The sequence below is a fragment of the Moraxella sp. CTOTU47724 genome (genome assembly GCF_032014955.1).
Lineage (GTDB): Bacteria > Pseudomonadota > Gammaproteobacteria > Pseudomonadales > Moraxellaceae > Faucicola > Faucicola tetraodonis.
The window spans coordinates 1-26818 of sequence record NZ_DALZSV010000033.1; the positions used below are offsets into that span (position 1 = coordinate 1).

32 protein-coding genes are annotated in these 26818 nt (G+C 44.0%); 13 read left to right on the top strand and 19 right to left on the bottom strand.

Annotated elements, in window-relative coordinates; all coding sequences use genetic code 11:
• From RTR63_RS07700 to metX, 5 genes are all read right to left on the bottom strand, one after another.
• Positions 1-307 (bottom strand): transposase (locus RTR63_RS07700; RefSeq protein WP_312523588.1); only part of this gene is annotated, 307 nt, incomplete at its 3' end.
• 247 nt (positions 308-554) lie between these two features.
• On the bottom strand, positions 555-1136 hold the full coding sequence (locus RTR63_RS07705; RefSeq protein ID WP_007117233.1) for a tetratricopeptide repeat protein: 582 nt from the start codon (positions 1134-1136) through the stop codon (positions 555-557).
• Between the two features lie 358 nt (positions 1137-1494).
• Positions 1495-2103 carry a methionine biosynthesis protein MetW gene (metW, locus tag RTR63_RS07710; protein WP_007117232.1) on the bottom strand — a complete coding sequence of 203 codons (609 nt, stop codon included), beginning with the start codon at positions 2101-2103 and terminating at the stop codon, positions 1495-1497.
• Positions 2104-2128: 25 nt separating this feature from the next.
• Positions 2129-2611 (bottom strand): Imm42 family immunity protein, encoded by a 483-nt coding sequence (locus tag RTR63_RS07715; RefSeq protein ID WP_312523589.1) that lies wholly within the window; start codon positions 2609-2611, stop codon positions 2129-2131.
• Between the two features lie 15 nt (positions 2612-2626).
• Positions 2627-3793 (bottom strand): homoserine O-succinyltransferase MetX, encoded by a 1167-nt coding sequence (gene metX, locus RTR63_RS07720; protein ID WP_312523603.1) that lies wholly within the window; start codon positions 3791-3793, stop codon positions 2627-2629.
• 175 nt (positions 3794-3968) lie between these two features.
• Between metX and RTR63_RS07725 the strand changes: the two genes are divergently transcribed.
• Positions 3969-4319 carry a hypothetical protein gene (locus tag RTR63_RS07725; RefSeq protein WP_157819345.1) on the top strand — a complete coding sequence of 117 codons (351 nt, stop codon included), beginning with the start codon at positions 3969-3971 and terminating at the stop codon, positions 4317-4319.
• A 125-nt stretch (positions 4320-4444) separates the two neighbouring features.
• A complete protein-coding gene (gene hemH, locus RTR63_RS07730; protein WP_312523590.1) occupies positions 4445-5464 on the top strand; it encodes a ferrochelatase in 1020 nt (339 codons plus the stop codon).
• Positions 5465-5617: 153 nt separating this feature from the next.
• Here the strand turns inward: hemH and RTR63_RS07735 are convergent, their stop codons facing one another.
• Positions 5618-5872 (bottom strand): hypothetical protein, encoded by a 255-nt coding sequence (locus tag RTR63_RS07735; protein WP_007117228.1) that lies wholly within the window; start codon positions 5870-5872, stop codon positions 5618-5620.
• A gap of 173 nt (positions 5873-6045) precedes the next feature.
• Between RTR63_RS07735 and RTR63_RS07740 the strand changes: the two genes are divergently transcribed.
• Both RTR63_RS07740 and RTR63_RS07745 read left to right on the top strand, forming a co-directional pair.
• Entirely contained in the window at positions 6046-6669 is a 624-nt protein-coding gene (locus RTR63_RS07740) for a PH domain-containing protein (RefSeq protein WP_312523592.1), read from the top strand.
• Positions 6670-6681: 12 nt separating this feature from the next.
• Positions 6682-7401: a M48 family metallopeptidase gene (locus RTR63_RS07745; protein WP_050324945.1), complete on the top strand. Its 720-nt coding sequence runs from the start codon at positions 6682-6684 to the stop codon at positions 7399-7401.
• Positions 7402-7703: 302 nt separating this feature from the next.
• Here RTR63_RS07745 and RTR63_RS07750 read toward each other — a convergent pair whose 3' ends face one another.
• Entirely contained in the window at positions 7704-8069 is a 366-nt protein-coding gene (locus RTR63_RS07750) for a hypothetical protein (RefSeq protein ID WP_007117225.1), read from the bottom strand.
• Positions 8070-8231: 162 nt separating this feature from the next.
• Between RTR63_RS07750 and RTR63_RS07755 the strand changes: the two genes are divergently transcribed.
• Together RTR63_RS07755 and RTR63_RS07760 are read left to right on the top strand one after the other, a co-directional pair.
• Entirely contained in the window at positions 8232-10028 is a 1797-nt protein-coding gene (locus RTR63_RS07755) for a M61 family metallopeptidase (RefSeq protein WP_239741418.1), read from the top strand.
• A gap of 169 nt (positions 10029-10197) precedes the next feature.
• Positions 10198-10458 (top strand): type B 50S ribosomal protein L31, encoded by a 261-nt coding sequence (locus RTR63_RS07760; RefSeq protein ID WP_007117222.1) that lies wholly within the window; start codon positions 10198-10200, stop codon positions 10456-10458.
• A 141-nt stretch (positions 10459-10599) separates the two neighbouring features.
• On the opposite strand, the gene RTR63_RS07765 is transcribed toward RTR63_RS07760, so the two are convergent.
• Complete coding sequence (locus RTR63_RS07765) at positions 10600-11118, bottom strand: RNA pyrophosphohydrolase (protein ID WP_036596083.1); 519 nt, start codon at positions 11116-11118, stop codon at positions 10600-10602.
• Between the two features lie 345 nt (positions 11119-11463).
• On the opposite strand from RTR63_RS07765, the gene RTR63_RS07770 reads away from it, so the two are divergent.
• On the top strand, positions 11464-11910 hold the full coding sequence (locus RTR63_RS07770) for an OsmC family protein (protein ID WP_312523594.1): 447 nt from the start codon (positions 11464-11466) through the stop codon (positions 11908-11910).
• Positions 11911-11921: 11 nt separating this feature from the next.
• A complete protein-coding gene (locus RTR63_RS07775; protein WP_239741422.1) occupies positions 11922-12344 on the top strand; it encodes an MAPEG family protein in 423 nt (140 codons plus the stop codon).
• A gap of 4 nt (positions 12345-12348) precedes the next feature.
• Here RTR63_RS07775 and RTR63_RS07780 read toward each other — a convergent pair whose 3' ends face one another.
• The 7 genes from RTR63_RS07780 to RTR63_RS07810 form a co-directional block, all read right to left on the bottom strand.
• Positions 12349-13362 (bottom strand): tRNA dihydrouridine synthase, encoded by a 1014-nt coding sequence (locus tag RTR63_RS07780; protein ID WP_312523595.1) that lies wholly within the window; start codon positions 13360-13362, stop codon positions 12349-12351.
• A complete protein-coding gene (locus RTR63_RS07785; protein ID WP_312523596.1) occupies positions 13355-14869 on the bottom strand; it encodes a UvrD-helicase domain-containing protein in 1515 nt (504 codons plus the stop codon). Before RTR63_RS07785 ends, RTR63_RS07780 begins: the two co-directional genes overlap by 8 nt.
• Positions 14870-15038: 169 nt before the next feature.
• Positions 15039-15764 carry a twin-arginine translocase subunit TatC gene (gene tatC / locus RTR63_RS07790; protein WP_312116639.1) on the bottom strand — a complete coding sequence of 242 codons (726 nt, stop codon included), beginning with the start codon at positions 15762-15764 and terminating at the stop codon, positions 15039-15041.
• A gap of 92 nt (positions 15765-15856) precedes the next feature.
• On the bottom strand, positions 15857-16603 hold the full coding sequence (tatB, locus tag RTR63_RS07795) for a Sec-independent protein translocase protein TatB (protein ID WP_312116568.1): 747 nt from the start codon (positions 16601-16603) through the stop codon (positions 15857-15859).
• 54 nt (positions 16604-16657) lie between these two features.
• On the bottom strand, positions 16658-16888 hold the full coding sequence (gene tatA / locus RTR63_RS07800; protein ID WP_007117213.1) for a Sec-independent protein translocase subunit TatA: 231 nt from the start codon (positions 16886-16888) through the stop codon (positions 16658-16660).
• A gap of 202 nt (positions 16889-17090) precedes the next feature.
• Complete coding sequence (hisI, locus tag RTR63_RS07805) at positions 17091-17966, bottom strand: phosphoribosyl-AMP cyclohydrolase (protein WP_312523598.1); 876 nt, start codon at positions 17964-17966, stop codon at positions 17091-17093.
• 70 nt (positions 17967-18036) lie between these two features.
• Positions 18037-18480 carry an acyl-CoA thioesterase gene (locus RTR63_RS07810; protein WP_312523599.1) on the bottom strand — a complete coding sequence of 148 codons (444 nt, stop codon included), beginning with the start codon at positions 18478-18480 and terminating at the stop codon, positions 18037-18039.
• Between the two features lie 498 nt (positions 18481-18978).
• Between RTR63_RS07810 and rpmI the strand changes: the two genes are divergently transcribed.
• From rpmI to RTR63_RS07835, 5 genes are all read left to right on the top strand, one after another.
• Positions 18979-19173: a 50S ribosomal protein L35 gene (rpmI, locus tag RTR63_RS07815; protein WP_036604595.1), complete on the top strand. Its 195-nt coding sequence runs from the start codon at positions 18979-18981 to the stop codon at positions 19171-19173.
• 48 nt (positions 19174-19221) lie between these two features.
• Positions 19222-19581, top strand: a complete 360-nt coding sequence (rplT, locus tag RTR63_RS07820) for a 50S ribosomal protein L20 (protein ID WP_007117209.1) — start codon at positions 19222-19224, stop codon at positions 19579-19581.
• A gap of 114 nt (positions 19582-19695) precedes the next feature.
• Positions 19696-20751: a phenylalanine--tRNA ligase subunit alpha gene (gene pheS, locus RTR63_RS07825; protein ID WP_219300461.1), complete on the top strand. Its 1056-nt coding sequence runs from the start codon at positions 19696-19698 to the stop codon at positions 20749-20751.
• Positions 20752-20760: 9 nt separating this feature from the next.
• A complete protein-coding gene (pheT, locus tag RTR63_RS07830; protein WP_312523600.1) occupies positions 20761-23175 on the top strand; it encodes a phenylalanine--tRNA ligase subunit beta in 2415 nt (804 codons plus the stop codon).
• A 123-nt stretch (positions 23176-23298) separates the two neighbouring features.
• Entirely contained in the window at positions 23299-23616 is a 318-nt protein-coding gene (locus tag RTR63_RS07835) for an integration host factor subunit alpha (protein ID WP_007117206.1), read from the top strand.
• Positions 23617-23738: 122 nt separating this feature from the next.
• Here RTR63_RS07835 and RTR63_RS07840 read toward each other — a convergent pair whose 3' ends face one another.
• From RTR63_RS07840 to RTR63_RS07855, 4 genes are all read right to left on the bottom strand, one after another.
• A complete protein-coding gene (locus RTR63_RS07840) occupies positions 23739-24719 on the bottom strand; it encodes a MetQ/NlpA family ABC transporter substrate-binding protein (RefSeq protein WP_312523601.1) in 981 nt (326 codons plus the stop codon).
• Positions 24720-24881: 162 nt separating this feature from the next.
• A complete protein-coding gene (locus RTR63_RS07845; RefSeq protein ID WP_007115396.1) occupies positions 24882-25571 on the bottom strand; it encodes a methionine ABC transporter permease in 690 nt (229 codons plus the stop codon).
• Positions 25572-25638: 67 nt separating this feature from the next.
• The gene (locus tag RTR63_RS07850) at positions 25639-26376 is read right to left on the bottom strand and encodes a methionine ABC transporter ATP-binding protein (RefSeq protein ID WP_050324973.1); all 738 of its coding nucleotides are present in this window, start codon (positions 26374-26376) and stop codon (positions 25639-25641) included.
• A gap of 169 nt (positions 26377-26545) precedes the next feature.
• The coding region (locus RTR63_RS07855) for a sensor histidine kinase (RefSeq protein WP_312523602.1) at positions 26546-26818 on the bottom strand (273 nt) is incomplete at its 5' end.

Consider the following 26818-nt stretch of genomic DNA (forward strand, 5'->3'; position numbering starts at 1 on the left):
AACCCAAGCTTTTACGCTTAGAGTTTGGGTTGTTGGTTCGCCATGATAATTTAGCCTTTTTAAATTGTTTACGGCTTTTGGCGTGGGTTTCGTTGATGGCTTGGATGGTCTGACTGTGTAAGCCAAGTAGTTCACCGCTACCTTTGGTGTAGTCGTTTAGGTCATAAGCACTAAAGAACTTGCCAGTTTTTTGTAGGTGTCTGTAACTCAAATCATTGACATAATTCCACACGAAATTGACTGAACCGCTTAGGCGGTTTAATTGGTCTGCGTGTTTATCTCGTATGCGTAACTTGAGTGTTTTCATGGGTTTATTTTAACACATTTAGCAAAATTTTGTGCGTAAGCATGGTTACGGAGTTGCCTTATATCCACCGCCTGAAGTCGGTGGTTTTACGGCAACAGAGGATAAATGCGCGATTTCATACAATCAATGCGCGCCGAGCAATCTTGATTAATTTAACCCATAAAAACAAAAAACCCTAGTAAATACTAGGGTTTCATAGACTTTAATGGTTAGGTTAACACTTAACCAAACATTCGTTGTATTAAATTTACTTGCTTTGGAACCAAGAATCCGCACGGCTACGTGCAGTGGCGATGTCTTGTGAGGACAAGTTTAATGCCAATTGACCGATTTTGCTTTGCGCGCGGGTGCGTACTTGGTCTGATAGCATGCCGTCTCGAGCCGCTAGGTCATACCATTTGTAGGCATCGACCAATTTCTTTTCTTTTTCATCTAGCATGGCTAGGGTATAGCTGGCACGGTTATCACCCAGTTTTGCCGCTTTTTCTAACCAATAACGCGCTTGCCCAGCATTAGGCTGCACGCCTTCGCCACGGATATACATCATGGCAAGATTTAATTGTGCAGGTGCAATGTCTTGTTTGGCGGCGGTGGTGTACCACTGGATGGCTTGTTGGAAGTTTTGCTGAATGCCGAGACCTTTTTGGTAGCGTTTGGCTAGGAAGAATTGGGCTTGTTGGTTGCCAGATTTAGCTTGGCTTAGTAATGCCATCGGTTCCATGCTGTCATAGCGTGAGCCATTGAGTGGAATATTGGCAACCAGTTCAGCGCTTGCAACGCCAGATAAGCCTAAAAATGCAGTTAATACGGTGACTTTTAATAATTTCATAACCAACTCCGAGTATCAAGCTGCAGCCATCGCAAGCTTGCCTAGGTTTAGATAAAATAACTTAATAAATAGGTAAACGAATTAACAGAAAATCTTAAATTTTACAATGATTTAGCTGTTCGTTATGTTTTAATAGGATAACGCAATCTTTTGATTGTTTTAGGTTAACACTGTTTGCTTTGCGTTTCAAATATTTAAGGGAAAATGTAAACAGTTGTTACAATATTTCACAGAGGAAACAAAGTCTTGCGACACTTGGTGTCGTGTAGGGCTTTACTTTTGTGACATATTGTTAGACTAGACTATAATTTATCCGCTTACCAAATTTTCATAGGCATAGAATCAGCGATAAAACAGCTTAGTTTTTGGTAACCCGATAAATGGCCACATCGGCAAGTAAGTTGGGGTTTTTGCGGATGATTTGTGCAAGTAGCCAAGGATAGGGCTTTTCACTTTCTTGTACCGCAAAACGATTGATGATGCGGATGTCATTGTCATCACACAGCTTTTCAAAGTCTTTAAAGGTACACAAGTGAATATTGGGCGTGTTGTACCAAGCAAACGGCAGGGCTTCAGACATTGGCATCATACCTTTGATACCCAAGTGAATACGGTTTTGCCAATGTGCAAAATTAGGGAAAGTGACAATCACTTCTTTGCCAACACGTACCATGTCGAGGAGGAGTTGGTCTGGTTCTTTAACCGCTTGTAGGGCGCGCGCCATCACCACCGTATCAAAGCTTGCGTCGGCAAACCGCGCTAACCCATCATTTAAGTCTTGCTCAATGACGTTGACGCCTTTGGTAACACAGTCATTGATTTTAGTTTGGTCGATTTCGATACCATAGCCAAACACGCCCAATTTATTTTGCAAATGCGCGAGTAAATCACCGTTACCACAGCCTAAATCCAAGACTTTGGCATTGGGTTTGATCCAGCGTTCAGCAAGTTGATGGTCGATTTTCATTTTTTACCTTTTTGATTTTTATATTTTAACTATCTAGTAATTTGTCGGGTAAGCTCATGACAACTTTTTCAACTGTTCCCCGTTTTAAACGAAGTTCACGAAAAGTTTCGCCATTATCTTCACTATAAAATAAGCGTTCAAACTCACCGTCATAACCTAGATTCAAAACTAAACTACCGTAATTATTCCATCCATCATGACACATTCCAATATCGGCTAATTCGATTTGAAAAATGTCAGTCACTTCGCCATAACTTAATTGGCTACTTGTGACAGGCTTTGAGCCAAGTTCTTCACCTGTGTTTCCTGGAAAGTAATAAGGCTGAGAAAAAGACTTTTTCATGTTGTGAAAAACCACATTTATGGTGTCATTAAAAGACATTTTTTTGGGAAAAACTTCATCATCAATGATGATTTGAACAACACCATAAATAAAATCTTTATCTTCCGAAGTCCACACCTTTTCCCATAAGATGCCAAATTTCTGTTCTTCATCAATGATAAGCATGGCTATTTTCCAAAATTAAGCGGTTAAAAAATTCCTAACGGCTTGATTATACAGCGGAATATCAAACAAAAACGAATCATGCCCATAGGCGGCATCGATATTGATATAGCTTACGGGCTTACCATTGGCAATTAGCGCATCCACAATTTCTTGCGAGCGCTCTGGGCTAAACCGCCAATCGGTGGTAAAGGATATAATTAAAAACTTACATTGGGTATTTGCCAATGCCAACCGTAGCGCATCGGTATCAGTCAAGCTATCATTGAGACTGTCATCCGCAATCGCGCCGCGCGCCGGGTCAAAATAATCCAAGGCTTTAGTCATCAGCAAATAGGTATTGGCATCAAACCGTTCACTAAACTGCTCACCTTGATAGCGTAAATAACTTTCCACTTGAAATTCTACATCGTAATTGAACATCAGCTTGCCGGCTTTCAAATCGCGTCCAAATTTCACCCGCATCGCTTCATCGGTGAGATAAGTGATATGACCGACCATACGCGCCAAAATCAAGCCGCGTTTGGGGATTTTGCCTTGCTCGATATAGCGTCCTTCACAAAAATCAGGATCGGATAAAATCGATTGGCGTGCCACTTCGTTAAAGGCGATATTTTGCGCAGACAGCTTGGGCGTGCTGGCAATGACCACACATTTTTTCAGCCGACCCGGATAGTCAATTGACCACTGCATGGCTTGCATGCCGCCCATTGAGCCACCAACAATGGCATGCCAAATGTCAATGCCCAGATAGTCAGAGAGCATGACTTGTGTTTTTACCCAGTCTTTGATGGTGACTAAGGGAAAATCTGGACCATACGGCTTGCCGGTTTCTGGGTTGGTACTGGTTGGACCGGTCGAGCCGTAGCAGCTACCAATGTTGTTAAGACACACCACAAAAAAACGCGTGGTATCAATCGCTTTGCCAGGACCGATAAAAGTATCCCACCAGCCGGCTTTTTTATCATCGCTGCTATGATAGCCAGCCGCATGATGACTGCCCGATAGCGCATGACAAATCAATATCGCATTGGATTTATCGGCGTTGAGCTCGCCATAAGTTTCCACCATTAAATCAAAAAACGGCAGCGTGCGATTGCATTCTAGCGTCAATGGGGTATCAAAATGAATTTTTTGCGGTGTGACGATACCCACAGATTTGCCACCAGATTTGGCAAAACTAATAGGATGATCGTCGTCAAAATTTTTGGGGACAGTCAATTCAGCTTCAGGTAAAATCTTGGCATGTGGTTTGTGTTGCTGTGTGCTCACCCGCTTTCTCACTAATTTTTGATTGATAACGCATTAAAAGTATAGCTATTGTAAGGGTTTATATGGGTTATCACAACTTGGAATTCAAATGCCAAATTTAGCATCATCACCCCACCATACATTCCTATCGCTCACGGGATTGGCGCTCACGGGATTTTTGGCATTGACGTATTTAGCGTTTCATCAGCCAACATCGGTTTTGGCTGCCAATGCTAGTACAGTTACAAGCGATACAATGGTCAGCCATCCAAACAGCCACCAAAGCCACCAGCCCAAACAGCATAACCACCAATCAGACGGTGAGTCAGCTAGCAGCCCCTCACAAAACGCAATCTTTGAAAGACCTGTTAAAAGTCATGCTAAAAGCCCCGTATCCTCTGAACAAAATTCTCGCCTAGTGGATGCCCTACTGGTGATGGGTGGGATAGGTTGTCATTGATTCAAATATAGCTTAAAAAATGCAACAATTGAGCAATTTTAGGTGATTATCCAGTACGCGCACCTTAGTAAATATGCTAATCTTAACCCCACTTTTTTTATGATTTTTTGGATTAAAGACAAATTATGAAGCCAAGCAACCCACCTGAAATTGCCGTTGTCCTTGTGAATTTGGGAACACCCGATGCACCAACTGAAGCAGCGGTGCGCCGCTATCTCAAACAATTTTTGTCCGATCCGCGCGTGATTGAAATCCCGCAGTTTATCTGGCAAATCATCTTAAACTTGTTTGTGCTACGCAGTCGCCCCAAACGGGTTGCCCACGCCTATGCTAGCGTGTGGGACGGTGATTCCCCACTGCGTAAAATCACGCTTGCCCAAGTGGACTTGTTGCAGCAGCGTTTTGACCAACATCAACTGCCTTGCAAAGTAAGCGTCCATGCTGCCATGACCTATGGCAAACCTGCGTTAACAGATGTGCTATCGGCACTAAATGCCAAAAAAGTAGAGCAAATCGTAATGTTGCCAGCTTATCCGCAGTTTTCCGGTTCCACCACTGGCGCGGTGTTTGATGTCGTCGCCAAATGGGGGCTTAAGCAGCGTAATTTACCCAGCATCAGCTTTGTCAAAGATTATTTTGCCCATCCGCAATACATCCAAGCCTTGGCCCAGAGCGTCAAACGCTTCCAAGATGAACATGGCAAACCTGAAAAACTGCTATTGAGTTTTCACGGGATTCCAGAGCCATATGAGCAAAAAGGCGATCCGTATGCCAGACGCTGTCGCTGTACGGCAGCGCATTTGGCGCAAGTGTTGGGGCTTGAGCGTCATGAGTGGGAATGTAGTTTTCAATCACGCTTTGGTAAGCAAGAATGGGTCAAACCCTATACGGATGTCACCTTAACCGAGTGGGGCAAGCAAGGGATCAAGTCAGTGCAGGTGCTAAGTCCGGCATTTTCGGCAGATTGCTTAGAGACGTTAGAAGAGTTGGCAGTCGAAAATCGAGAGACATTCCAGTCCAATGGCGGTGGGGATTATCATTATATCCCTGCACTTAATGTAGATGCTGCGCATATTGACTTGTTTGAATCATTGGCATTGCCACACGTGCAAGCGTGGCAACAAAATCTGCAAGGATGGTATTAAGACTTATTGTTAAAGCTTGAGATTAAAGCGGATTATTAAGCGCATTAATAGCAAGTCTTATTAACAGCAAGCTAATAAAAAAGGTTGGTAGCTTACCAACCTTTTTGGTGTTTCTTTTTGACCTTTAAATACAAAAAATTTCAGAACAGAAAATCAGTCTTTATAACTTTCATCTGCGGCATCAGGGTCAGCGATATCACCAATAGTCGGATAGTGCTCTTCGCTAAAGCTATCCTCAACCAGTAATTCATCAATCCGCTGCTCATCAATATTTTGGCGATGAATCGGGGTCAAACCACTTTCACCCGCTTCAATATGGCTTGATGACAAGGATTCATCATCCAATTGCACAGTAAAACTATCCGAATCAATATCGGTCAAATTGCTAGATGTTGGTTTGGCTTTCATTGTTGTTCCTTCATTTTCATTTATTGTTTATTATCAGTGTTATGGCGTTATCATAGCCAGTAATCAGCATGACATCTATGTTGCCAATGTGATATTTGTGTTATGTTATCGAAAACAGTTTTTCGCACAGACAGCGTTTTTAACAATTTTTATGGATAAAACAGGAAGTGACTATGTTTAAAAATCTTGCCTCAGATGCATTGGGTTTAAGTGACATCGGTAAAATCATCCCAGCCAGTCAGTTTAACCAAACCGATATTGATGACTATATTTTTCATGAAGATAACGAGCGCATTTATTTTGTGATTAAGTCAAAAATGGACGAATATTGCTTTACCAATGTCGCCTTTATCCACCTTGATGGGCAGTCGGCGACCAGTAAAAAACGCTTGCTAAAACGCTATCCGTACCGCAATTTTCAGCCCGCCAATATCATGATTGAGACCGCAGGCACGATGGATATGGATGCTGAGCTAAAATTTAGCTTGGGCGGTGTGGCGTTTTCGATTGATATCGACAAAAATCAAATCGAGCAAATCCGCGACATCTATAAGGCGCTGACTGCGATTAGCGAGCAGTGCAAACGCATTGCCCATGAAGAAACGGTGCTAGAAAAATCCTTTAATACCGTCACCAGTATGTTTAGCTTACGCGAATTGTCAGAAAACGTGGTGCTCAATTTGCCGGATGTCATCAACCAAACTGTCGCACAAGTAGAAAATGCCTATGGCGAGCGTTTAAAGACCATTCGTAATTATGACTTTGGGGCGATTTTTGAGCATTATTTGCGTCAATAATTGCTAAAATTTATGCAAACTGTACTCACCGCCTACGCTGAGCAAGGTATCAAACTTGCGATTGAAAGCAAACGGGTCAAACATATCAACTTTCGTATCAAATCGATTGATGAAGCACCGTTTACCAGCTTGCTCAGCGTGTCTTACCCCATGCGTATGCCACAACACCTGCTGATGCAATCGCTTGAACATCGCCTTGCATGGGCAATTGATTGTCAGCAAAAACAACGAAAACTTAAACAACTTAAAGCCAAAAAACCTGCCTATATCAATGATGTTAAAGATTTGGCAAATTTGACCCTTGAAAGCAACATTTATTTTGAAGGGCAACAGGTTGTGCTTAGAGACTTATTGTTAAAACACCACATAAAACCAAGCGAACTGGCGCGATTGGATATTGCCAAAACCTTACGCCATATTTATAAATTTTGGCTCACTCAATTTATCCAAAACCGCCAAGCCTTTTGGCAAGACAAAGTGGGTAAATCCGCCAGCAGAATCACGCCCTATACCATGAAAACCCGATGGGGCAGTTGTAGCACCCAAGCCAAAACCATTCGCTTGTCCGTTTGGCTGGCGCAATTCCCGCCAGACTGCGCGGATTATGTGTTGGTGCATGAGCTTTGTCATCTGATTGAGCCTAATCATTCGGCACGATTTTGGGCGCAGGTGGCACGAGTCATGCCCGATTACAAACATTGGCATGATAAGTTGAAATTTGGGGATTTATAAATGAAAAAAGCCATATCGCTTTGATATGGCTTTTTTGCAAGCATAAAAATATAATAGCAGAGTTTGGCGTGACGTTATGCTAAACGAGCCGTTAAGCTTGGACTTAACACTTAACGGAGTAAAGAACGATGAAACGCTGTTTAATCATCATCGTTCTTGTTGTCCTAATGCTGTTAAGCAGTAACGCTTATTAGACGGACGCAAGACAGCGTGGCAGTTGCTGGAACAACTAAAACGCTGGGGCTTTCGGGAAACCGTTAGCCCACTCCTTGTCTTTATTATAAAGTTGCAAATCCTCAAAATCAATCTGTTAAAATGTAATCAGATTGCATTTTTTCACGAAACCCATCTTTTTCACGATACCATTGATGACGGCGTTTAGAATTGTGTTTCCAACTTTTTGCATATTTGAACGCATAAGTTGGTTTGTCATCCCAAATATGCGGTAAATGCTTACCACGCTTGGGGCGTAGCTTGATGTTATAGTCCCAATATTCCGCTTTGTGCAAATAATGAAATGAGCGTTCTTGTTGCGTTCTAAAGTAGCTATAAATCTGATTGCGTAAATTTGGATAACGACAACTTTCCCACGGAAAATAGATTTTCTTACGCCCAGAACTGCGATATTGAACTTTGGTTTTTTTGTGAGTTTTTTCAAGTTTTTGCATAATAGATTTTTCCTAAGTTAAAAAACTTAGAAAAAATCCAATTTGTAATAATTCATCGTTGATTGCCTGTAGAAAATTCGGTCTAAAAACAAAATTTGGGTTAAAATTTTGTTTTATCCTAGCATCTATTTAAAATTTCGTAAAATTGAAAAAGAAAATATCATGAACAAAATTCATTATCAATTCGACTTTAAACGCTTCCGCGAACACCTTGTCGATGTCACGCTTACGTTTACTGCGGACAACGACAACCCAATCGTTTGGCTACCTGCTTGGATTGCGGGTAGTTATATGATTCGAGAATTTAGCAAACACATTACGGCAGTCACTGCCACCATCCATGACCCCAACGCCAAGAACAATCAACGCCTTAAAAAACTTGATAAAAACCACTGGCAAATCCACGCCAAACAAGGCGACCGCATTAGCGTCACTTATGAAGTCTATGCTTATGACTTATCCGTGCGTGGGGCATATGTCGATGAAACTCGCCTGTACGGCAACTTCACCTCCCTAGCATTAGCGGTACAAGGGCAAGAAAACCAAGCGATTAAAGCCGAACTCATTTGCCCGCAAGACTTTTATGAGGTAAACGGCGTGGAAGTCAGCCTAGCCACTGTTTTACCCGAAAAAATGCACCAACAAGCCGAACAAACCATCTATCAGCTAACTGCCGACAACTACGAGCAACTCACCGACAGCCCGTTTGAAATCGCTGAGCAAGATGAATTTTGGTTCGATGTAAAAAGTGGCGAAAACACCATTCCCCACCGATTTGTGATTTCTGGCGTACACCACAGCGACCTTGAACGGCTAGAAACTGACCTTAGCAAAATTTGTCAAAGCTATGTCGATTGGCTCGGTGATACGCCGTTTGATGATTATCTGTTTATGACCATAGCAACTTCAAGCGACTATGGCGGGCTTGAGCACCTTGCCAGTACCAGTTTGATTACCCCACGAGATGACCTACCCACATTTTTTGAACAAGCTGAGCCAAGCGAGAGTTATCAACGCTTTTTGGGCTTGTGTAGCCATGAATATTTTCATGCGTGGTGGGTTAAAACCGTGCGTCCCGAAGTCTTTTTAACCGCCAATTTTAACCAAGAGACTTACACCACCTTGCTATGGGTGTTTGAAGGCTTTACCAGTTATGTGGATGATTTTATGCTACAAAAAAGCGGGGTTATTTCGCAACATAGCTATCTAAAGCTACTTGCCGAACAAATCAATCGCTACTATCAAACCCACGGGCGCGCCTTGCAAAGCGTGGCAGAATCAAGCTTTGATGCGTGGATAAAACTATATCGTAGCGATGAGAACACCGCCAATGCCGGGATTAGCTACTACAACAAAGGCGCGCTGGTGGCGTTATGTTTAGACTTGACTTTGATAAACCATGGCAAACGTATTTTTGATGTGATAAAAGTTTTTTATGATAAAGCCAAAGCCCAAGATAATCGCCGTTTTGGTATGACGGACGCCAATCTAGATGACGTCATGAATGAATGTTTACCCAAAGAGGTTTGGCAAGATTTTAGAGCCAATTATATCGACGGCACCACAGAATTACCGCTATTTGAACTGTTGTCAGAACAGGGTGTGAGTATTGAGCAAAAAGACGATGATATTACTTGGGGCATGAAATATATGAGCGAGCCTACTGGGTTAAAAGTGCAACGTGTTGTGCGAAATAGCCAAGCCGCCGCTGCAGGGATTTCTGCTAATGACGTCATCGTGGCAATTGATGGGTTAAAGGCGAGCGAAAAATGGCTAAAATCTACGGCTAAAACCCAAACAATTAGTGAAGACCCTGCCGTGTGTCATGTATTTCGCCGTGATGAGCTGCTGGTGCTTGAAGTGCCACCCGTGAGCGACTCGCATGTTAAACAACCGCTAATATGGACGCTGTTAGCGGGTGAAAATACAAGCCTCACCAAATGGCTGCAGTGGAAATAACTTGCAAAAATAAAGCAAATCTAGTAAAATTCGGCTTCCAATTTTATCAATCCATCCTGTGTTGGCTTTAATCGGTTGGGTGTTTGGGTGAATTTTTAGCAAAATAAAGATTCATGCCACGCATACTAACTGCAGACCAAAGGGCAGGATAATGACTAGAGACCTAACCATGCGCGCAGATATCCATCCAGCTTATCAAGAAGTTTTATTCCACGACACCAACGCTGACGTTTACTTTTTAACTCGCTCTACTATCAAATCAAAAGTAACTCGCGAATACGAAGGTAAAGAATACCCATACGTCGCACTCGATATTTCAAGTGCCTCACACCCATTCTATACTGGCGAACAACGTAAAACCCAAAACGAAGGTCGTGTGGCAAGCTTCAACAAACGTTTCGGCGCATTTGCAGGTCGTAACAAAAAATAAGTTTAATCGCTTATTATCAAAAACCCTTTGCAATCGCGAAGGGTTTTTTATTGGCTGGAATGGGACATACTAGACAGTCACTAACAATACGCCAAAAAAAGCCCACCGAAGTGAGCTTTTTTTGGGTTTATTTGTTTAGGTTTAATAGGAATGAATTTTTACGTTTTTCGGTAGTAACAATTCTTTTTTGAGTGGCAACTGCGGTGATAACTCAAACAAGGCGCGGCGATATACATTACGTTTAAATGCCACCACTTGGTTAAGTGGATACCAGTAACTGACCCATTCCCAGCGGTCAAATTCAGGTTTTGCCGTATCAAAACGGATATGTTCTACATTGTTCTCATCTAGCTGGAGCAAAAACCATTTTTGTTTTTGCCCAATACACAAAGGATATTGTCCTTGTCGTACAAAACGTTTTGGCAACCGATAACGCAGCCAATTTTGGGTTTGTGACAACACTTTGACATGCTGAGGGTACAATCCGACTTCTTCCCACAATTCCCGATACATTGCATCAAGCGGCGTTTCACCAAAATCAATGCCGCCTTGTGGAAATTGCCAAGCATCGTGACCCACGCGTTTTGCCCACAGTACTTGTCCGTGTGTATTTGCCAAGATGATACCTACGTTGGCTCGAAAGCCGTCTGCATCAATCATGACGATTACCTTCAATTTAATGGTTAAAATTGGCAGGCAATCACATTATCAAGTTTTTTGGGTCGCAAGGTTTACACACATCCTTGCAGACCATTATTAAAGTTTTGGTCAATCAAATCATCGGGCATAAACCCATCTCATACCAACAGACGCTTATTTTATTATTATTGCTAAAAAACATGGACAATGTAATCACTGCCTTTATTACCCACTATTAAACCAGTTTTTATGTCAAAAGTGTAATGTTTATTTGCTATAAATTGTTTCACGGACATAAAAAGCGCATAATATCGCTTGATTTTATACAAAATATTTTTTTAAAAATTATAAGCATCTGGGGATAGTATGAAAGCAACAGTAAATTGGTTAAAAAACGAAGACATTAATTTTGAAGCCGTGACCGAAAACGGCAATAAAATTATCATGGATTCAACCGAAAAATTGGGTGCCAAACCTATGGAAATGGTTTTGATGGGGCTTGGCGGCTGTGCCAGTTATGATGTGGTCAGTATCCTGCAAAAAGCCCGTCAGGCGGTGAGCGATGTTGAGTGTCAGCTATCGGCTAAGCGTGCCGACACGATTCCTGCGGTATTTACTGATATTCATTTGCATTTTGTGGTCAAAGGTAGCGCCATCAGAGAAGCGCAGGTTAAAAAAGCCATCGAGTTATCGGCAGAAAAATACTGTTCAGCCAGTCGTATGCTAGAAAATGGCGGTGTCAAAATCACCCATGACTATGAAATCATTGATGAAACACCTAGTAAAATGACTCATGAAACGGTTAAAGGGTAGGGAATAACGGCATGTTTCCCTATCTAAGTGCTGTTCCTGCCACCAATAGCAGCGTAGTATTGGCAATGATGGTCGCCAGTTTATTGCCCTTGGTATTTGCGATATTGGCAAAGCTCTTTGGCGGATTTAAAAGCAAAGACAATGCCAATCCGCGCGAGTTTTTGGGTAAACAAACGGGCGCGGCAGCGCGTGCCAATGCCGCGCAGCAAAATAGCTATGAAACCTTGCCGGTATTCTTGGCAGCGGTGATTGTGGCATTGCTATTTTTTGTACCGTTGTCAGTGGTGACCCAGTTGGCGTGGTTGTATGTGATATTACGGATTATTTATGGGTTGGCGTATATTGCCAATTGGGCAACCTTTCGCTCAATTATTTGGTCGCTTAGCCTAGCTTGTCCGCTGATGTTGTTTTATCTAGCGATACGGTTGAGCTAATTTGCTATGAGCAATCGCCAGCTTGGGATTGTGCTTGCAGCATCGCAACAATGGTCTCAAGCTGTTTTTGTCTTTTGACCGTTTGCCAAAGCTCGCTGGCTTCTTCATAGCCTTGGGTCAACATGCCAAGCCATTGTTTGTAACGTCCCACCAGCATATTGTCGCTACGGGCATGTCCTTGCAAAAACGCAATTTGTAGCTTAAGTAGCGCTTGCCAAGCCATATTTTCTGCCCTGTCACCTTTATCCATCGCTTTGATTTGATTGACTAAGTCAGGACGAGTGACCGCACCACGTCCAAGCATAATATGTGGGGTGTTGGCTTGTTGGCGGCAACGCATGGCTTGCTCAGTCTGCCAAATTTCGCCATTGGCAATAATCGGTAAGCTTAACCGCTGTGTTAGGGGCGCGATTAACTCCCAATAGGCTGGGGGTTTATAGCCTTGGGTTTTGGTACGGGCATGTATGGTCAGCCAACTGGCATTGGCTGATTGCACCGCATCGCCGATTTCTTGGGTTAGTGAAGTATTTTCATAGCCGAGTCGGATTTTTGCTGATACAGGCGTATCCGATGGCACGGCTTGGCGTACCGCATGGATGATTTTATACAGGGTTTCAGGTTCGGTGAGCAACACCGAGCCACCGCGGTGACTATTGACAGTTTTAGCAGGGCAACCAAAGTTAATATCAATGGCTAACGCACCAAGCTCGACCGCTTTGACGGCATTACCTGCCATCAAATCAGGCTCACTGCCCAGTAACTGGACATGTACTGGCGTGCCGTGAATGGTTTTGCCTTTTAAACCATCCTCATGCAAAAGTTCGGGTACAAATTTGTAAAACACATGCGCGGGCAGGACGTGCTGGGTGACGCGAACAAACTCACTCACTGTCCAGTCGTAATGCCCGATACTGGTTAAAATATCCCGCATCAATGGGTCGGTCAGTCCTTCCATCGGCGCAAGGACGATTTGCGGCTGGGTAAAATCGGGGCTAAACTGCGATAAGTGACTAGCCATAAATCACCTTTTTATCTTTGAGTCCGTGAATCAAATCTTGAATATTAAAAATATCCAAATTAATTTTGGCGCGCGTACAGGCGACATACAGCAGTCGCAACTCTTCGGGGGAGATTTTTACCGCCTGAGAAGTCACATCATAATAAAAATCATCGTCAATTTGCACCCGTGACCATTCTAACCCTTTGGCTTTATGGGCGGTAGAGATGATATAGTCGGCTTTATCCAGTGTGGTCAAGCTGTTGATCGCTTGGTTTAGCGTTTCGGTGCCATGTTCATCGACCAGTTTGACCAGGGTTTTTAAATCGCTGCCTTCGTTCGTCTCGCTATAATCCTGCACGTCGCGCCAATTATTAAAATAGGCAAGCTCAGGCACACCATACGCCGCTTGTCCTTTTTTTAGCCGTTCGGCAGATTGGCTAAATTTGAGCAAACGGTCTGTATCAGCTTGTAGCGCAACTTTATGTCCCATTTTAAGCCCAGATAACAGATTGACCATCGCACTGGCATTGGTACGGCAAAGAATGGCATCTTTTTTACCATGCACCATACTTTTGCCTAAGGTAGACGCCATCGCAGGATTACCGCGCAGTGGCACCTCTTCTTGTAGCGCTTTTAAGAAACCATTCGCCACATCAGCAATTCGGTCGCCAAATCGAAACGATTGGGTGAGCAAGGTTTGTGGTAGCGGCAGGCGCTTCATGGCATTGACAGCGCCGCGCCATTCATAAATTTGCTGATGCGCGTCACCCACATAGATAACTTGGTTGGGCTGATTGGACAAAATCCCCATCATCAAAGGGTCAGCATCTTGCGCTTCGTCAAATAAAATAAAATCCGCAGGAATCACCGGTTTGGATAGCGCCCAGAGTTTGAGGTAAATATCATGCCCAATCCCGGCAGGGTGGCGCGGGTCAATCGACTGCTGCCAACGGCGCTCTACATACGGGTATAAGGTATCGCGCAGCTGCTCAGCTTCACTGGCAACCAACCAGTCAGGAAACTGCAAATGGCGCGGCGCGGGGTAACTGGCATGGGTACTACAAAACGTGCTTACCGCATCGGACACAAATCGCGCTTGTCGCTCTGGCGTTAAGGTCACAAACTGGCTTTTGCCTTCAATTTGGCGTTTGACTTGCACAGGGGTCAAGCCCAAATCTGAGGCAAGGCGACTGGGAGAAAAACGCGGTAGCTGTAGTTTTGCGGTGATATCGCGAGCGGTATGACGAAATGCCAATGAGTGAAAAGTGCGACAGTCGACATGGTGGGGAAATTTGCGCTGCGCTTCTGCAGCAATCGCTTTGTTAAATGCCAAATAAATCCCACGACCACGTAGCTGATTGCCAATCAGGTTAAGCGTGGTGGTTTTGCCTGCGCCTGCATACGCCACCACCTTAAACGACTGGCGAGTGAGTGCCATATCGACAGCCTGCTGCTGCTCACCCGTTGGGCGTTGGGTCGGGCTGTGGACAGGGGATTGGGTGGGGATAACGCTCGGGTTTGACATAAGGCCATTGCTAACAGAAAAGTGAGCTATTTTAGCAAAATTTGGCAAGTTTTGCTCAGTTTCCTTTATTTACTGAACCTTTATTTACTAAACCTTTATTCACTCAACCTGTATTTACTAAGCGGGGATGAATGAGAGGTTGACTAGGCTTTAGCGTTATCCAGCCAGATTAGCGGTCTTTCTGTAATAACGCTTTTTCTTTCACCAATATTCGCGCCATGACTAGACCGAGTTCAAACAATAACCACATCGGGATAGCCAGCATCACCATCGATAAGCCATCTGGCGGTGTCACCAATGCCGCAATACCGAAACAACCCACGATGATGTAACGGCGTTTTTGCGCCAAGCTATCCACCGTCACTACCCCAGCCAGCACCAGTAGCAGTGTCAACACAGGAATCTCAAAGGTCGCCCCAAACACCAAAAACAACTTGAGCACAAAATTTAGATAGCTTTCGATATCGGTCATCGGTAGCACATTGTCGGGGGAGAATTTGATAAAAAAAGCCAGCACGCTTTTGAGCACGACATAATAGGCAAACGCAATCCCCAGATAAAACAAAATCACCGATGACAATAGCACGGGTAGGGCGATACGTTTTTCATGCTTATACAGCCCTGGTGCGATAAAGGACCAAATCTGATACAAAATATACGGCATCGCCAAGATAACAGCCAGATACAGCGTCAATTTAATCGGTGCCAAAAATGACGAAGTGATATCGGTTGCAATCATAGAAGAATTGACTGGCAACAACGCCGTTAACGGGGCGGAAAAAATATCGTAGATTTCCCGCGAAAAGCCCGCCAATGCCAAAAAAATCACCAACACCGCCGCAAAACCGTGAATCAAATGACGGCGCAGTTCAATCAAATGCTCAGTGATGGGCATATCTACCAAAGTGTTGTCTTGCGATGGTTTATCATCTTTAGCTTGTTCAATGGCTAATTGTTCAGGCGTTTTTTTGGTTTTGATAAGCTTGGTCACTGGGCAACTCCACCCAAACTTGGCAACTGGTGCAGTAGCGGATCGGCTTGATAATTGGGTAAAAACGGTGGATTGGGAAGACGTCTGACACGGTCATAATCACTGAGCAAAAACCAACGATAATACATTGGCTCGGTGGCAGCGAATAAGGCTTCATGTAAGTCTTTAGCCACTGCATCGGCTTCGATATCAGCTTCTAGACCCAGCAAATAATCATCTGCTTTGATTTCTACCAGAGAAGATTCGTCAGATGGCTTGTCTAGTGAATGGTTTAGTGGCTTGTCTGGTAACAGCGCGGTGGTATCTGTTGTTGGTTCAGCTAAATGATTGGTTGGTTCATGACTGGGAGGTTCATGACTGGTTTGTTCAGTAGGTAGGCTAACTGCGTTAGTATCATGACCAAGATTAGGGGTTGTATCAGCCGACTGGGTATTGTGAGCTTGCATCGAAGGCACTTTGCCATGTTGCTGTAGTTCGCTCACACTGCTGCGAAGGGCTTCCATCTCACGCTTCATATCAACTTCAGCTTGGCGGATTTTTTCCAGCTCAAGCTGCATTTGCTTGCGCGTTTCGGCAAGGTCAAGCTCAGCTTCAATTTCTGATTGCAATGTTGCAACCGTACGGCGGAATTTGGCATACCACTGACCTGCAGTACGCGCCGCTTGGGGGAGTTTTTCAGGGCCCAGCACAATCAGTGCAATCGCCCCAAATAACAGTAGTTCGGAGAAACCTATATCAAACATAACAACCGTGGCAGCTAGGGATTAAAAACCAAAGAAAAAAGTAACGACTAGGGTTTAAACGTTATGTTTATCTTGTTGGGTCTGCGTGGTATTGAGCTCAGCTTTTTCGTGTTCAAGGACACGGTTTTTGTTCAGATGCTGTTCGTTTTCATCTTTGACCGCATCTTTAAAGCCTTTAACGGCACCACCCAAATCTTTACCGGCATTTTTCAGTTTTGAGGTGCCAAAAATGACCACAACAACAACCAGTAAAATTAACCAATGTGTGATTGAGAAACTACCCATGAGAATATCCTTTGATTAACCTTGACAATAGGGGTGAGGACAATATGAATTTGCAGTGTAACACATAACCATTGCGTTGGCATAACTGTGCAAAAAACGGTGTGAAACATGGCGAATTTTTCGCACTGTTAGCGAGCAATACTCAGGAATTATCGACTGTTTAGTGGCGTTTACTTAAGGGCGATCACTTAAGGGCTATTACTTAAGAGATTTGACGTGCGGCTTTTTCGTCGATACCCGATAAGCCAAAACGTCTTGCCAATTCATTGGTGACAGCCCAAGACGGTATATTAAACCATGCTAATGTGACCATTGTATGAAACCAAACATCAGCAATTTCATACACCAAATCTTTCACCGCGGTATCATCGGCGACGGTCTCATAAGGAGTATCATTGGCAATGTTGATATCTTTGGCCGCGATAATGGCTTCAGTGGTTTCTTCACCGACTTTTTCTAATATTTTGTTGATACCTTTATGGTATAAGCTTGCCACGTATGAGCTATCAGGATTGGCATTTTTACGCCCAATCAATACTTCATCTAACGCGGTTAAAATATCCGCTGACGTCGTAGCGGTTTGTGTCGCATTGCTTGTTTTTGTTGGATTACTTGTTTGTGTCGAACTGCTTGAAAGCGGCGAGTGTTCAGGAATCGGTTTGGCGTTGTCACCATAAATCGCATCAGGATCTTTAATGACCGCATCAGTAGTTTGCCATTGTAGCTGTCCGCGGTCATCGGCAAGCAGACGATAAAAACAGGACTGCCGACCCGTGTGGCAAGCAATCCCTCCCACTTGGGTGACTGACAACACAATCACATCAGCATCGCAATCTAGACGGATTTCATGGACTTGCTGAAAATGCCCAGAGCTTTCGCCTTTGTGCCATAATTTACCGCGAGAGCGTGACCAATACACCGCTTGCATTTTTTCGGCAGTCAGACGTAATGACTCGCGATTCATCCATGCCATCATCAAAATGCGCCCTGTATGAAAATCTTGAGCGACTGCAGGCATGAGCCCATTGTCATCAAATTTTAGTGTATCTAGCCAATCCATATTCACGCCCTGTATCATACTATGCAAGCCTTAGCCAAAAAAAAGCACCCATCAAACGATGCGGGCATTTATCATAATTCATCAAGCCCTAAATCTCAAAGGGTTTCACATCTAAGGCTTCTTTGATGGTAGCTGATAACGCGATTTCTTGGCTTTGACGATAGTCATACGCCACAAAGCCCATTTTGGCATACGCTACCAATGACCCATCAAACATTCGCGAGACTTTAAACACAAAATCACCACCTAAATCGGTTAAATGCTGTACGCCAACCTCAAACAATAGTTCTTCACGCGCCCGTGCCCGATCAAGGATTTGGGTCTCGATATGATTAATGACCAAGCCTTGGTACTCAGCATTAACCTCTTTAATGCCTTTTGAATATAAAAAACGAAAACGGGCTTCGGTAAGCAATGCCACCAAATTTTCAACCGTTAAGTGTTGTCCTAATCCAATTTCGGTATTGCGCACGCGCATGACGGTCTCAAACACGAAATGGGCAACTTCAATATTTTTGCTTAAAGCTGACAAGAATTCTAACCTCATGATGTTGATAAAGATGAAAGAGTATTACACATTAAACTTTTCAGAAGCTTAAGAGCCCGATAAATACCTTAAGGTTAAACAAACTAACGTAAACTGTGTCCAAAATAGGGCTCACTTATCACTTTTAGCCAATTTAACCGCAGTTTTCATAAACTAAGTTGTTAACTTAATTAATGTAATTCCGTGATAGATTTACCAAGTCTTTATGCTAAGTAATTGATATAATTTATTTTTTAAGTATTCTACAAACAGCCCTTAATAATAATTTATCTATTATAGTAGAGAAATATTAAAGTAGCATCAATAAAATGGATGTCAAAGAAAAATTAGTGATAACAATAGCGTGCATTCACCAATGGTTTTTGATAAAATACCGCCTCCCACCTCAAGGCAAAAAATCCAGTGTGATGAGGATTTTTTGACAAACAGGTTAACTTCACTTGATAAAGATGTTTAATCCTTGTCAAAAACGAACAAGAGGCTATCATGAAATTAAAAACTCGCCGTGGTGCTGCCAAGCGTTTCAAAAAAACTGGTAACGGTATCAAACGCAAACAAGCATTCAAACGCCACATTTTGACCAAAAAATCTCCTAAGCGTATCCGTCAATTACGTGGATGCAAATTGGTACACGTGTCTGATGAGAAACGTGTTTACCGTATGTGTCCTTACCTATAATTTATAGGTATTCAATCAACTGATATTACAAAACTTTAGGAGTAAATTATGGCTCGTGTAAAACGTGGTGTACAGGCAAATCGCCGTCATAAAAAAGTATTAGCTCGTGCAAAAGGTTATTACGGTGCGCGTTCTCGTGTGTTCCGTGTTGCTGTACAAGCAGTTACCAAAGCTGGTCAATATGCGTATCGTGACCGTCGTAACAAAAAACGTTCATTCCGCCGTTTATGGATTGCACGTATCAACGCGGGTGCGCGCTTAAATGGCTTAAGCTACAGCCGTATGATCAATGGTCTGAAAAAAGCCAGCATCGAAATCGACCGCCGTGTATTAGCAGACATCGCTATGCATGATGCGCAAGGTTTTACGGCATTGGCAGAAAAAGCAAAACAAGCACTGGCTGCTTAATTTGTTTTAAAGCGATTTTTCAAAAAGCCATTAAGTGCAAGCTTAATGGCTTTTTTTATCGCCATATTTTAGTTAAAATGCCTATCACTATTGATAACCAAGATTGCAACGCTCATGACAGAAATAACGACTGACAAACTTATCCAATATTCTGAAAATTTAACCGATATCACCCAAGACCAATTCACCCAATTTATCAACGATGCCAAAGCCTTAATCAGCACCGCACAAAACCCCCAAGATCTACAAAACATCCGCGTGACTTTAACCGGCAAAAAAAGCCATTTGACCACCTGGTCAAAACAGCTAGGCGGACTCGATGCCGACGGCAAAAAGACCATCGGCGGTATGCTGCATCAAGTACGTACCCAAATCAATGACAGCCTACAACAAGCGCAAAGCGATTTAGAAGCCAAAGCCTTGGCTGCCAAGCTTGCCAGTGAATCCATTGACATCACCCTGCCAGCGCGTGGACAACAAGCGGGTAATTTGCACCCTGTCACTATGACCGCTGAGCGTATGCAAGGGTTTTTCCGTCAAGCAGGCTTTGAAGTCGCAACAGGTCCTGAGGTTGAGAGCGACTACTACAACTTTGAAGCGCTAAATATTCCAAGCCATCACCCAGCGCGCGCCATGCACGATACGTTTTATTTTAATGCCAATTATGTGCTACGTACCCATACCAGTTCGGTGCAAATTCGCACGATGGAAAAGGGCAACCTGCCGATTCGTATCATCTGCCCAGGACGCGTGTATCGCAACGACAGCGACCAAACGCACTCACCGATGTTTCATCAGCTTGAAGGTTTGTACGTCAGCGAATCGACTAATTTTGCTGAGTTAAAAGGCTTGATTCATGAGTTTTTGCAGGCGTTTTTTGGTCGCAAGCTCACGGTGCGTTTTCGCCCATCGTATTTTCCATTTACTGAGCCGTCTGCAGAAGTGGATATCCTTGCCGATACTTATGCAGGTGGGGGCAAGTGGCTAGAAGTGATGGGCTGCGGTATGGTGCATCCAAAAGTGTTGTCCGATAGCGGTATTGACCCGACCAAATACCAAGGCTTTGCATTTGGGATGGGGATTGAACGCTTTGCCATGTTGTATTATGGGGTAAATGATTTACGCTTGTTCTATCAAAATGATGTCAGATTTTTAAAGCAGTTTGCTTAGGGGAAAACAATGAAAATTAGCGAAAACTGGTTACGCCAATGGGCAAACCCAAACTTAAGCGCTGAGCAAATTGGCGAACAACTGACGATGGCAGGCTTAGAGCTTGATAGCTTGGATAAAGTCGCCAAAGACTTTAGTGGTGTGGTGGTCGGTGAAGTGATTGACGTCACCCAACACCCCGATGCCGATAAACTGCGCGTTGCCAAAGTGAATGTCGGTGAGCATAGCGAAGCACCCCTACAAATCGTTTGCGGTGCACCTAATGTCGCGGTTGGTGTGCGTGTACCTGTGGCACTGGTGGGCGCCAAACTGCCGCCTGCACAAGGGGATGAACCCTTTAACATTAAAAAAGGTAAACTGCGCGGCGTAGAATCGCACGGTATGCTGTGCGGTGGTAGTGAGATTGACTGTGATGATGGTGTTGATGGCTTGTTAATTTTGCCAAATGATGCGCCCATTGGCATGGATATACGAGCGTATCTTGGCTTAGACAATCATGTGCTAGATATTTCAATTACCCCAAACCGGGGGGATTGTTTTAGTGTGCGCGGTATCGCCCGTGAGCTTGCCGTGCTCAATGATTTAACATTTCAACTGCCCTTTGACAACATCACCGCAGCTGTGACCGACAACGCTAGCCAAGCGGTTAGCGTGGAGACCACGGACTGCCCGCGTTATTACGCGCAATTGGTCAGTGGGCTGACAGGCACCACGCCATCACCTGATTGGATGAAACAAGCCCTGAATGCCTCAGGCGTCAAGCCACGTAATCTACTGGTGGATGTTACCAATTACGTATTACTTGAGCTCGGTCAGCCGCTGCATGCGTTTGATGCCGACAAGTTGGTGGGCGCAATTATCGTGCGCCATGCCCAAAAAGGCGAAACCCTTGAGCTTTTAAATGAGCAAACCATTACCTTACAAGGTGATGAGCTGGTGATTGCCGATGAACAAGGTGTCATTGCGTTAGCAGGGATTATGGGTGGGCTTCGCACCGCAGTGACCGATAGCACGACCCGAGTGGTAATCGAGAGCGCATTTTTCAAACAGTTGGCGATTGCAGGTAAAGCACGCCGTTTTGGCTTGCATACCGATGCGTCACAGCGTTTTGAGCGGGGTGTTGATTTTGAATTGCCAAAATTGGCACTCGACCGCGCGGTCAATCTATTGGCAACATTTGGCAAGGGCTCAAGTGAGGTTAAGGTCGGTCAAATCACGCTGGTTGAAAACACCGCTGAACTGCCAAAACGTACGCCAGTGACGCTACCGATTGTCAGTATCAATAAATTGTTAGGCGCGGATATCGCCACCGACAAAGCCATTGAGATTTTAGAGAGTCTACAAATCAGCACCGAGGTACAAGGCGAAAATCTGGTTGCCACGCCGCCGAGCCATCGTTTTGATATCGCCTTGCCCGAAGATTTGATTGAAGAAATCGCCCGCATTTATGGCTATAACAATATTGCCAACAAACTGCCGGCGTTTACCAGTAACTTGTTTGACAATAAACGCCAAAATGATCTGCATAACTTAAAAATGAGCTTGGTCAATCAAGGTTATTTTGAAGCAGTGAGTTTTAGTTTTAGTGATGCCAAAGTCGAAGCTTTGTTTGATGGGGCGCATTTTGCTGCACCACTCGCGCTTGCCAATCCAATCTCAAGTGACTTAGCGGTCATGCGTCGTACCCTGCTGTCTAGTTTGTTGCCTTGTGTGCAATATAACTTAAACCGTCAACAAAACCGCGTGCGTCTGTTTGAGACGGGTCTGCGTTTTGATGGCAGTGATATCGCAAGCTTAAACCAAGTGGACACCTTGGCGATGGTGGCAGTCGGCAGCACTCATCCAGAGCAGCATCATGACAGCCGTGTGATGGATTTTTATGACCTAAAAAATGACGTCGAATCGGTTTTTCCGCGGTTTGCGCAGTCTGCTATCCGTTATCAACGTAGCGAGCAGCCGTTTTTACACCCCGGTCAAAGTGCCGATGTACACTATCAAGGCAAGGTGATTGGCTGGTTAGGTCAGTTGCACCCACAGATTGCCAAAGCCTTGGATTTGCCGACCAGTTGGGTGGCACAGCTGAATTTACAGGCGGTGATTGACATGCACCAGCAGGCATTGACCATCATGACGCCAAGTAAATTCCCACAAGTACGCCGTGATATCGCTGTAGTGGTAGATAAGTCGATTGCTATGCAATCAATGAAGGATACTATCAAACAAGTCGGGGGCGAGCTATTAAAAGATGTGTGGTTGTTTGATGTATATGCTGGCAGTAACCTGCCTGAAAACCAACAATCGCTTGCTTTTGCACTGGTGTGGCAAGACGTCGAAGCCACGCTTTCTGACGAGCGTATTAATGCACAAATGGAAGCTGTCATCGCTGCGCTACATGAGCAGTATCACGCAACGCTACGTATGTAATCTTGGACTAGCAAATTATGACAGTCGATACAATGTTTTTCTTTGATTTTAAAGTAAAAATAACTATCGACTGTATTTGCTAGAATCGCTAGAATAGGAACATTTAGTAGGGTGGGTATGATAATGAATATGCAAGTTGAAGGAAAAACCTTAACCAAATTAGAAATGATCAATCATTTGATGGAAAATTTGGGCATGACGCGCCAAGACAGCCGCGCATTTGTGGAGAATTTTTTTTCAGAGTTGTCGGAGACGTTGACCAAAGGTCACCAAGTCAAGCTATCGGGGTTTGGTAACTTTGAAATCAAGGATAAAAGCCAACGTCCAGGTCGCAACCCAAAGACTGGCGAGATGGTTCATGTCACAGCGCGCCGCGTTGTTACCTTTAAAGCGGGGCAAAAAATGCGTCGCAGTATTGAAGATAAACTGTTTACAGAGTAAACAGTTTCATTGGTTTTGGTTAATTTAGGCGTTTTAAAATCACTTAACGAGTTTTGACCATAAAACATTTTAACCATAAAAAAAGAAGCTGAATGCTTCTTTTTTTTATGCCAATTTTGCCACTATTTGGCAGCAGAGGCGGTTGCACTGGCAGCTGCTGGTGTCGCAGGGTTTTCACCCCAGATAGCTGGGTATTTATAACCTGGGAAAGTTTTGTGGGCGTATTGTTTAAATTCTTCTGAATTATACGCATTGGTCACGTCTTTTACCCATTGTGTGTCTTTGTCTTTGGTGCGAATCGCTGACCAGTTGACATACGCATAGCTGGGTTCTTGGAACAGCGCTTCAGTCAATTTGATACCTGAGCTGGTCGCATAGTTACCGTTGATGACTGCAAAGTCAACGTCAGAACGCGCACGTGGTAATTGTGCAGCTTCTAGCTCTACCAATTTGATATTTTTTGGGTTTTCTGCGATATCACTTTTTGATGCAGTCAGTGGATCGATATTAGCTTTAAGTTTTACCCAGCCTAGTTCGTTGAGCATCACCAGCGCGCGTGCAAAGTTGCTTGGATCGTTCGGTGCAGCCACGGTGGTACCGTCTTTGACTTGTTTTAGATCGTTTAATTTACCAGGATAGATGCCAAGCGGTGCTGTAGGCACTTGGAAGGCTTCAACGATATCTAGATTGTTGTCTTTTTTGAAGGTATCGAGATAAGGTTTGTGTTGGAACACGTTGATATCAATATCGCCATCGGCTAAGGCTTTATTTGGGCGCACATAATCAGAGAATTCAACCAATCTGACCTTATAGCCTTGTTTTTCTAACTGCGGTTTGACAGAGTTTTTGACCATGTCACCAAAGTCGCCCACAGTAGTACCAATCACAATTTCAGATTTGTTCGGGTCAATACCTGTGCTTGCTGCTGCCGTGGTCGTGGTTGAGCTTGCGGTGGTCGTTGTTGTAGTTGTGGTGGTGGTGCTGGCTTGTGCTGTGGTTTCGGTTTTGCTTTCAGGTTTGCTACAACCGACTAGGGCAATCCCTGCAACCCCTACAGTTGCTAATAGCTGCGCGATATGGCTTGATAAATGCGTTAGTTTCATACCTTCCTCCAAAAATGAAAAAATAAACGGACAAAATAATCAGCTTACCTTAACATACCTATAAAAAAAATGTTATTGAGAGTTAAGCTATGGATATGAAATTTTTTCATAATTCCTAGAAAAACCATCAATAACAATTTTTTAAACCCCCACCGTCTAAAATTAACGTTTATCCAGACGGTGCGCCAAAATATTACCGACTGATTGGATGATAATCACCATCACCACCAATAAAATCACCATAAAAATCATCACGTCATTTTGGTAGCGGTTATAACCATAGCGAATCGCCAAATCACCGAGACCGCCACCCCCAATCATACCCGCTGCCGCACTGTAAGAGAGTAAACTAATCATCAAGGTAGTGATACTTAAAATCAAACTTGAGCGTGACTCGACCAATAGCACGTTACGAATAATTGTCCCTGTACTTGCACCCATCGATAACGCCGCTTCGATGATACCTTTTGGCACATCACGCAGATTTTGCTCAACGAGCCTAGCAAAGTAGAAGATACCGGCGACACTCAAAGCAAGCGATGCCGCGATTGGGCCAATGGTGGTACCGACAATGAGGCGAGTGACAGGAATAATCACAATCATCAAAATCACAAACGGAAAAGCACGCATGATATTGGTAAAGTTGCCAAGTCCTGCATACAGCGATTTGTTGTCGGCGAGCTGATTTTTACTGGTCAAAAAGAGCGCAACGCCGAGCAATGTACCAAAGATGACTGACGCAACCGTTGAGATACCCACCATAATCAGCGTTTCCCAAAACGCTTGCCAAATTTCTGCCTTCATCCCCAAAAGATTATCAACCGCGCTTTGCCAAGTTAATGTGTTTGCCATGAAATTACCCAACGATTCAATTTAAAACTTAAAAAATTATCCAGCCATCGACGATGTTTGTGCGCCATTAATCATCACTAATCAGCAGCTGCCCAATCGGCGTGGTGGCATGAATTTGCCCCGAATGTACGTCAGCAACTTCCAACAATTTGCCTTTATCAAGCAGAGCGACGCGGTTACACAGCTTGCGAATCACAGACATTTCATGGGTCACAATCACGATAGTGACGTTAAACTTGTCATTAATATCCTTGAGACAGGCTAACACCGATTTTGTTGTCGCAGGGTCGAGCGCCGAGGTGGGCTCATCGGCGAGCATTACATGAGGCTTGGGTGCTAACGCCCGTGCGATACCTGCCCGCTGTTTTTGACCGCCAGAGAGCTGGGCGGGATAGTGGTTGGCGCGATTGACCAAATCGACAATTTCAAGGCATTCCATCACCCGCGGCATGATGGCTGCTTTTTCCCAACCGGCAATTTCTAGGGCAAAGGCAATATTTTGTGCCACCGTGCGATTTGCCATCAGATTAAACTGCTGAAAAATCATCCCGATGTTTTGACGGGCATGGCGCAAATCGTGGGTGGATAGCGAAGTCAGCTCCTTGCCATCGATGGTGACCGTGCCGCTATCTGGGCGTTCAAGTAAATTAATCAAGCGTAGCAAGGTGGATTTGCCCGCGCCCGAATAACCCATCAAGCCAAAAATCTCGCCTTGTTGGATTGTGAGCGATGTCGGCTCTACCGCGGTAAACCAGTTGCCATCTTGGGTTTGGAAGCGTTTGGTAACGTTATCAATGGTAATCATGATAATAAAAAATTTTGCAGTGGCTAAAAGAAGGTAATTTTAGCACAGCTCGTCGTCAGCGTTTAGTCGCTTTAACGAATAAATAAATGCCGAATGGTGGGTTTAATTAAATAATAAAGGAGAAAAGCAAAAAAAATTGTGACAAAACTATAGGCAGAGTTAAAAGCGGTTACGATTGGGTGATAGGTAATGTGACCAAAAAGCGGGTATGACCATGCACTGTGTCGGTGATGATACTACCGCCATGGGCTTTGACAATCTGCGCGACCAAAGATAGCCCGAGCCCTGAGCCTTTTTTCTCTTGTTGTAGCCGTACAAATGGACTGAAAATATCGCTGCGTTTGTCTTCAGGAATGCCTGTACCTTGGTCGATAACCGCAATACACACCTGATGAAATTCTGGCAGGTGCACAATGTCAGATTTTTTACGGGAAAAAATAGA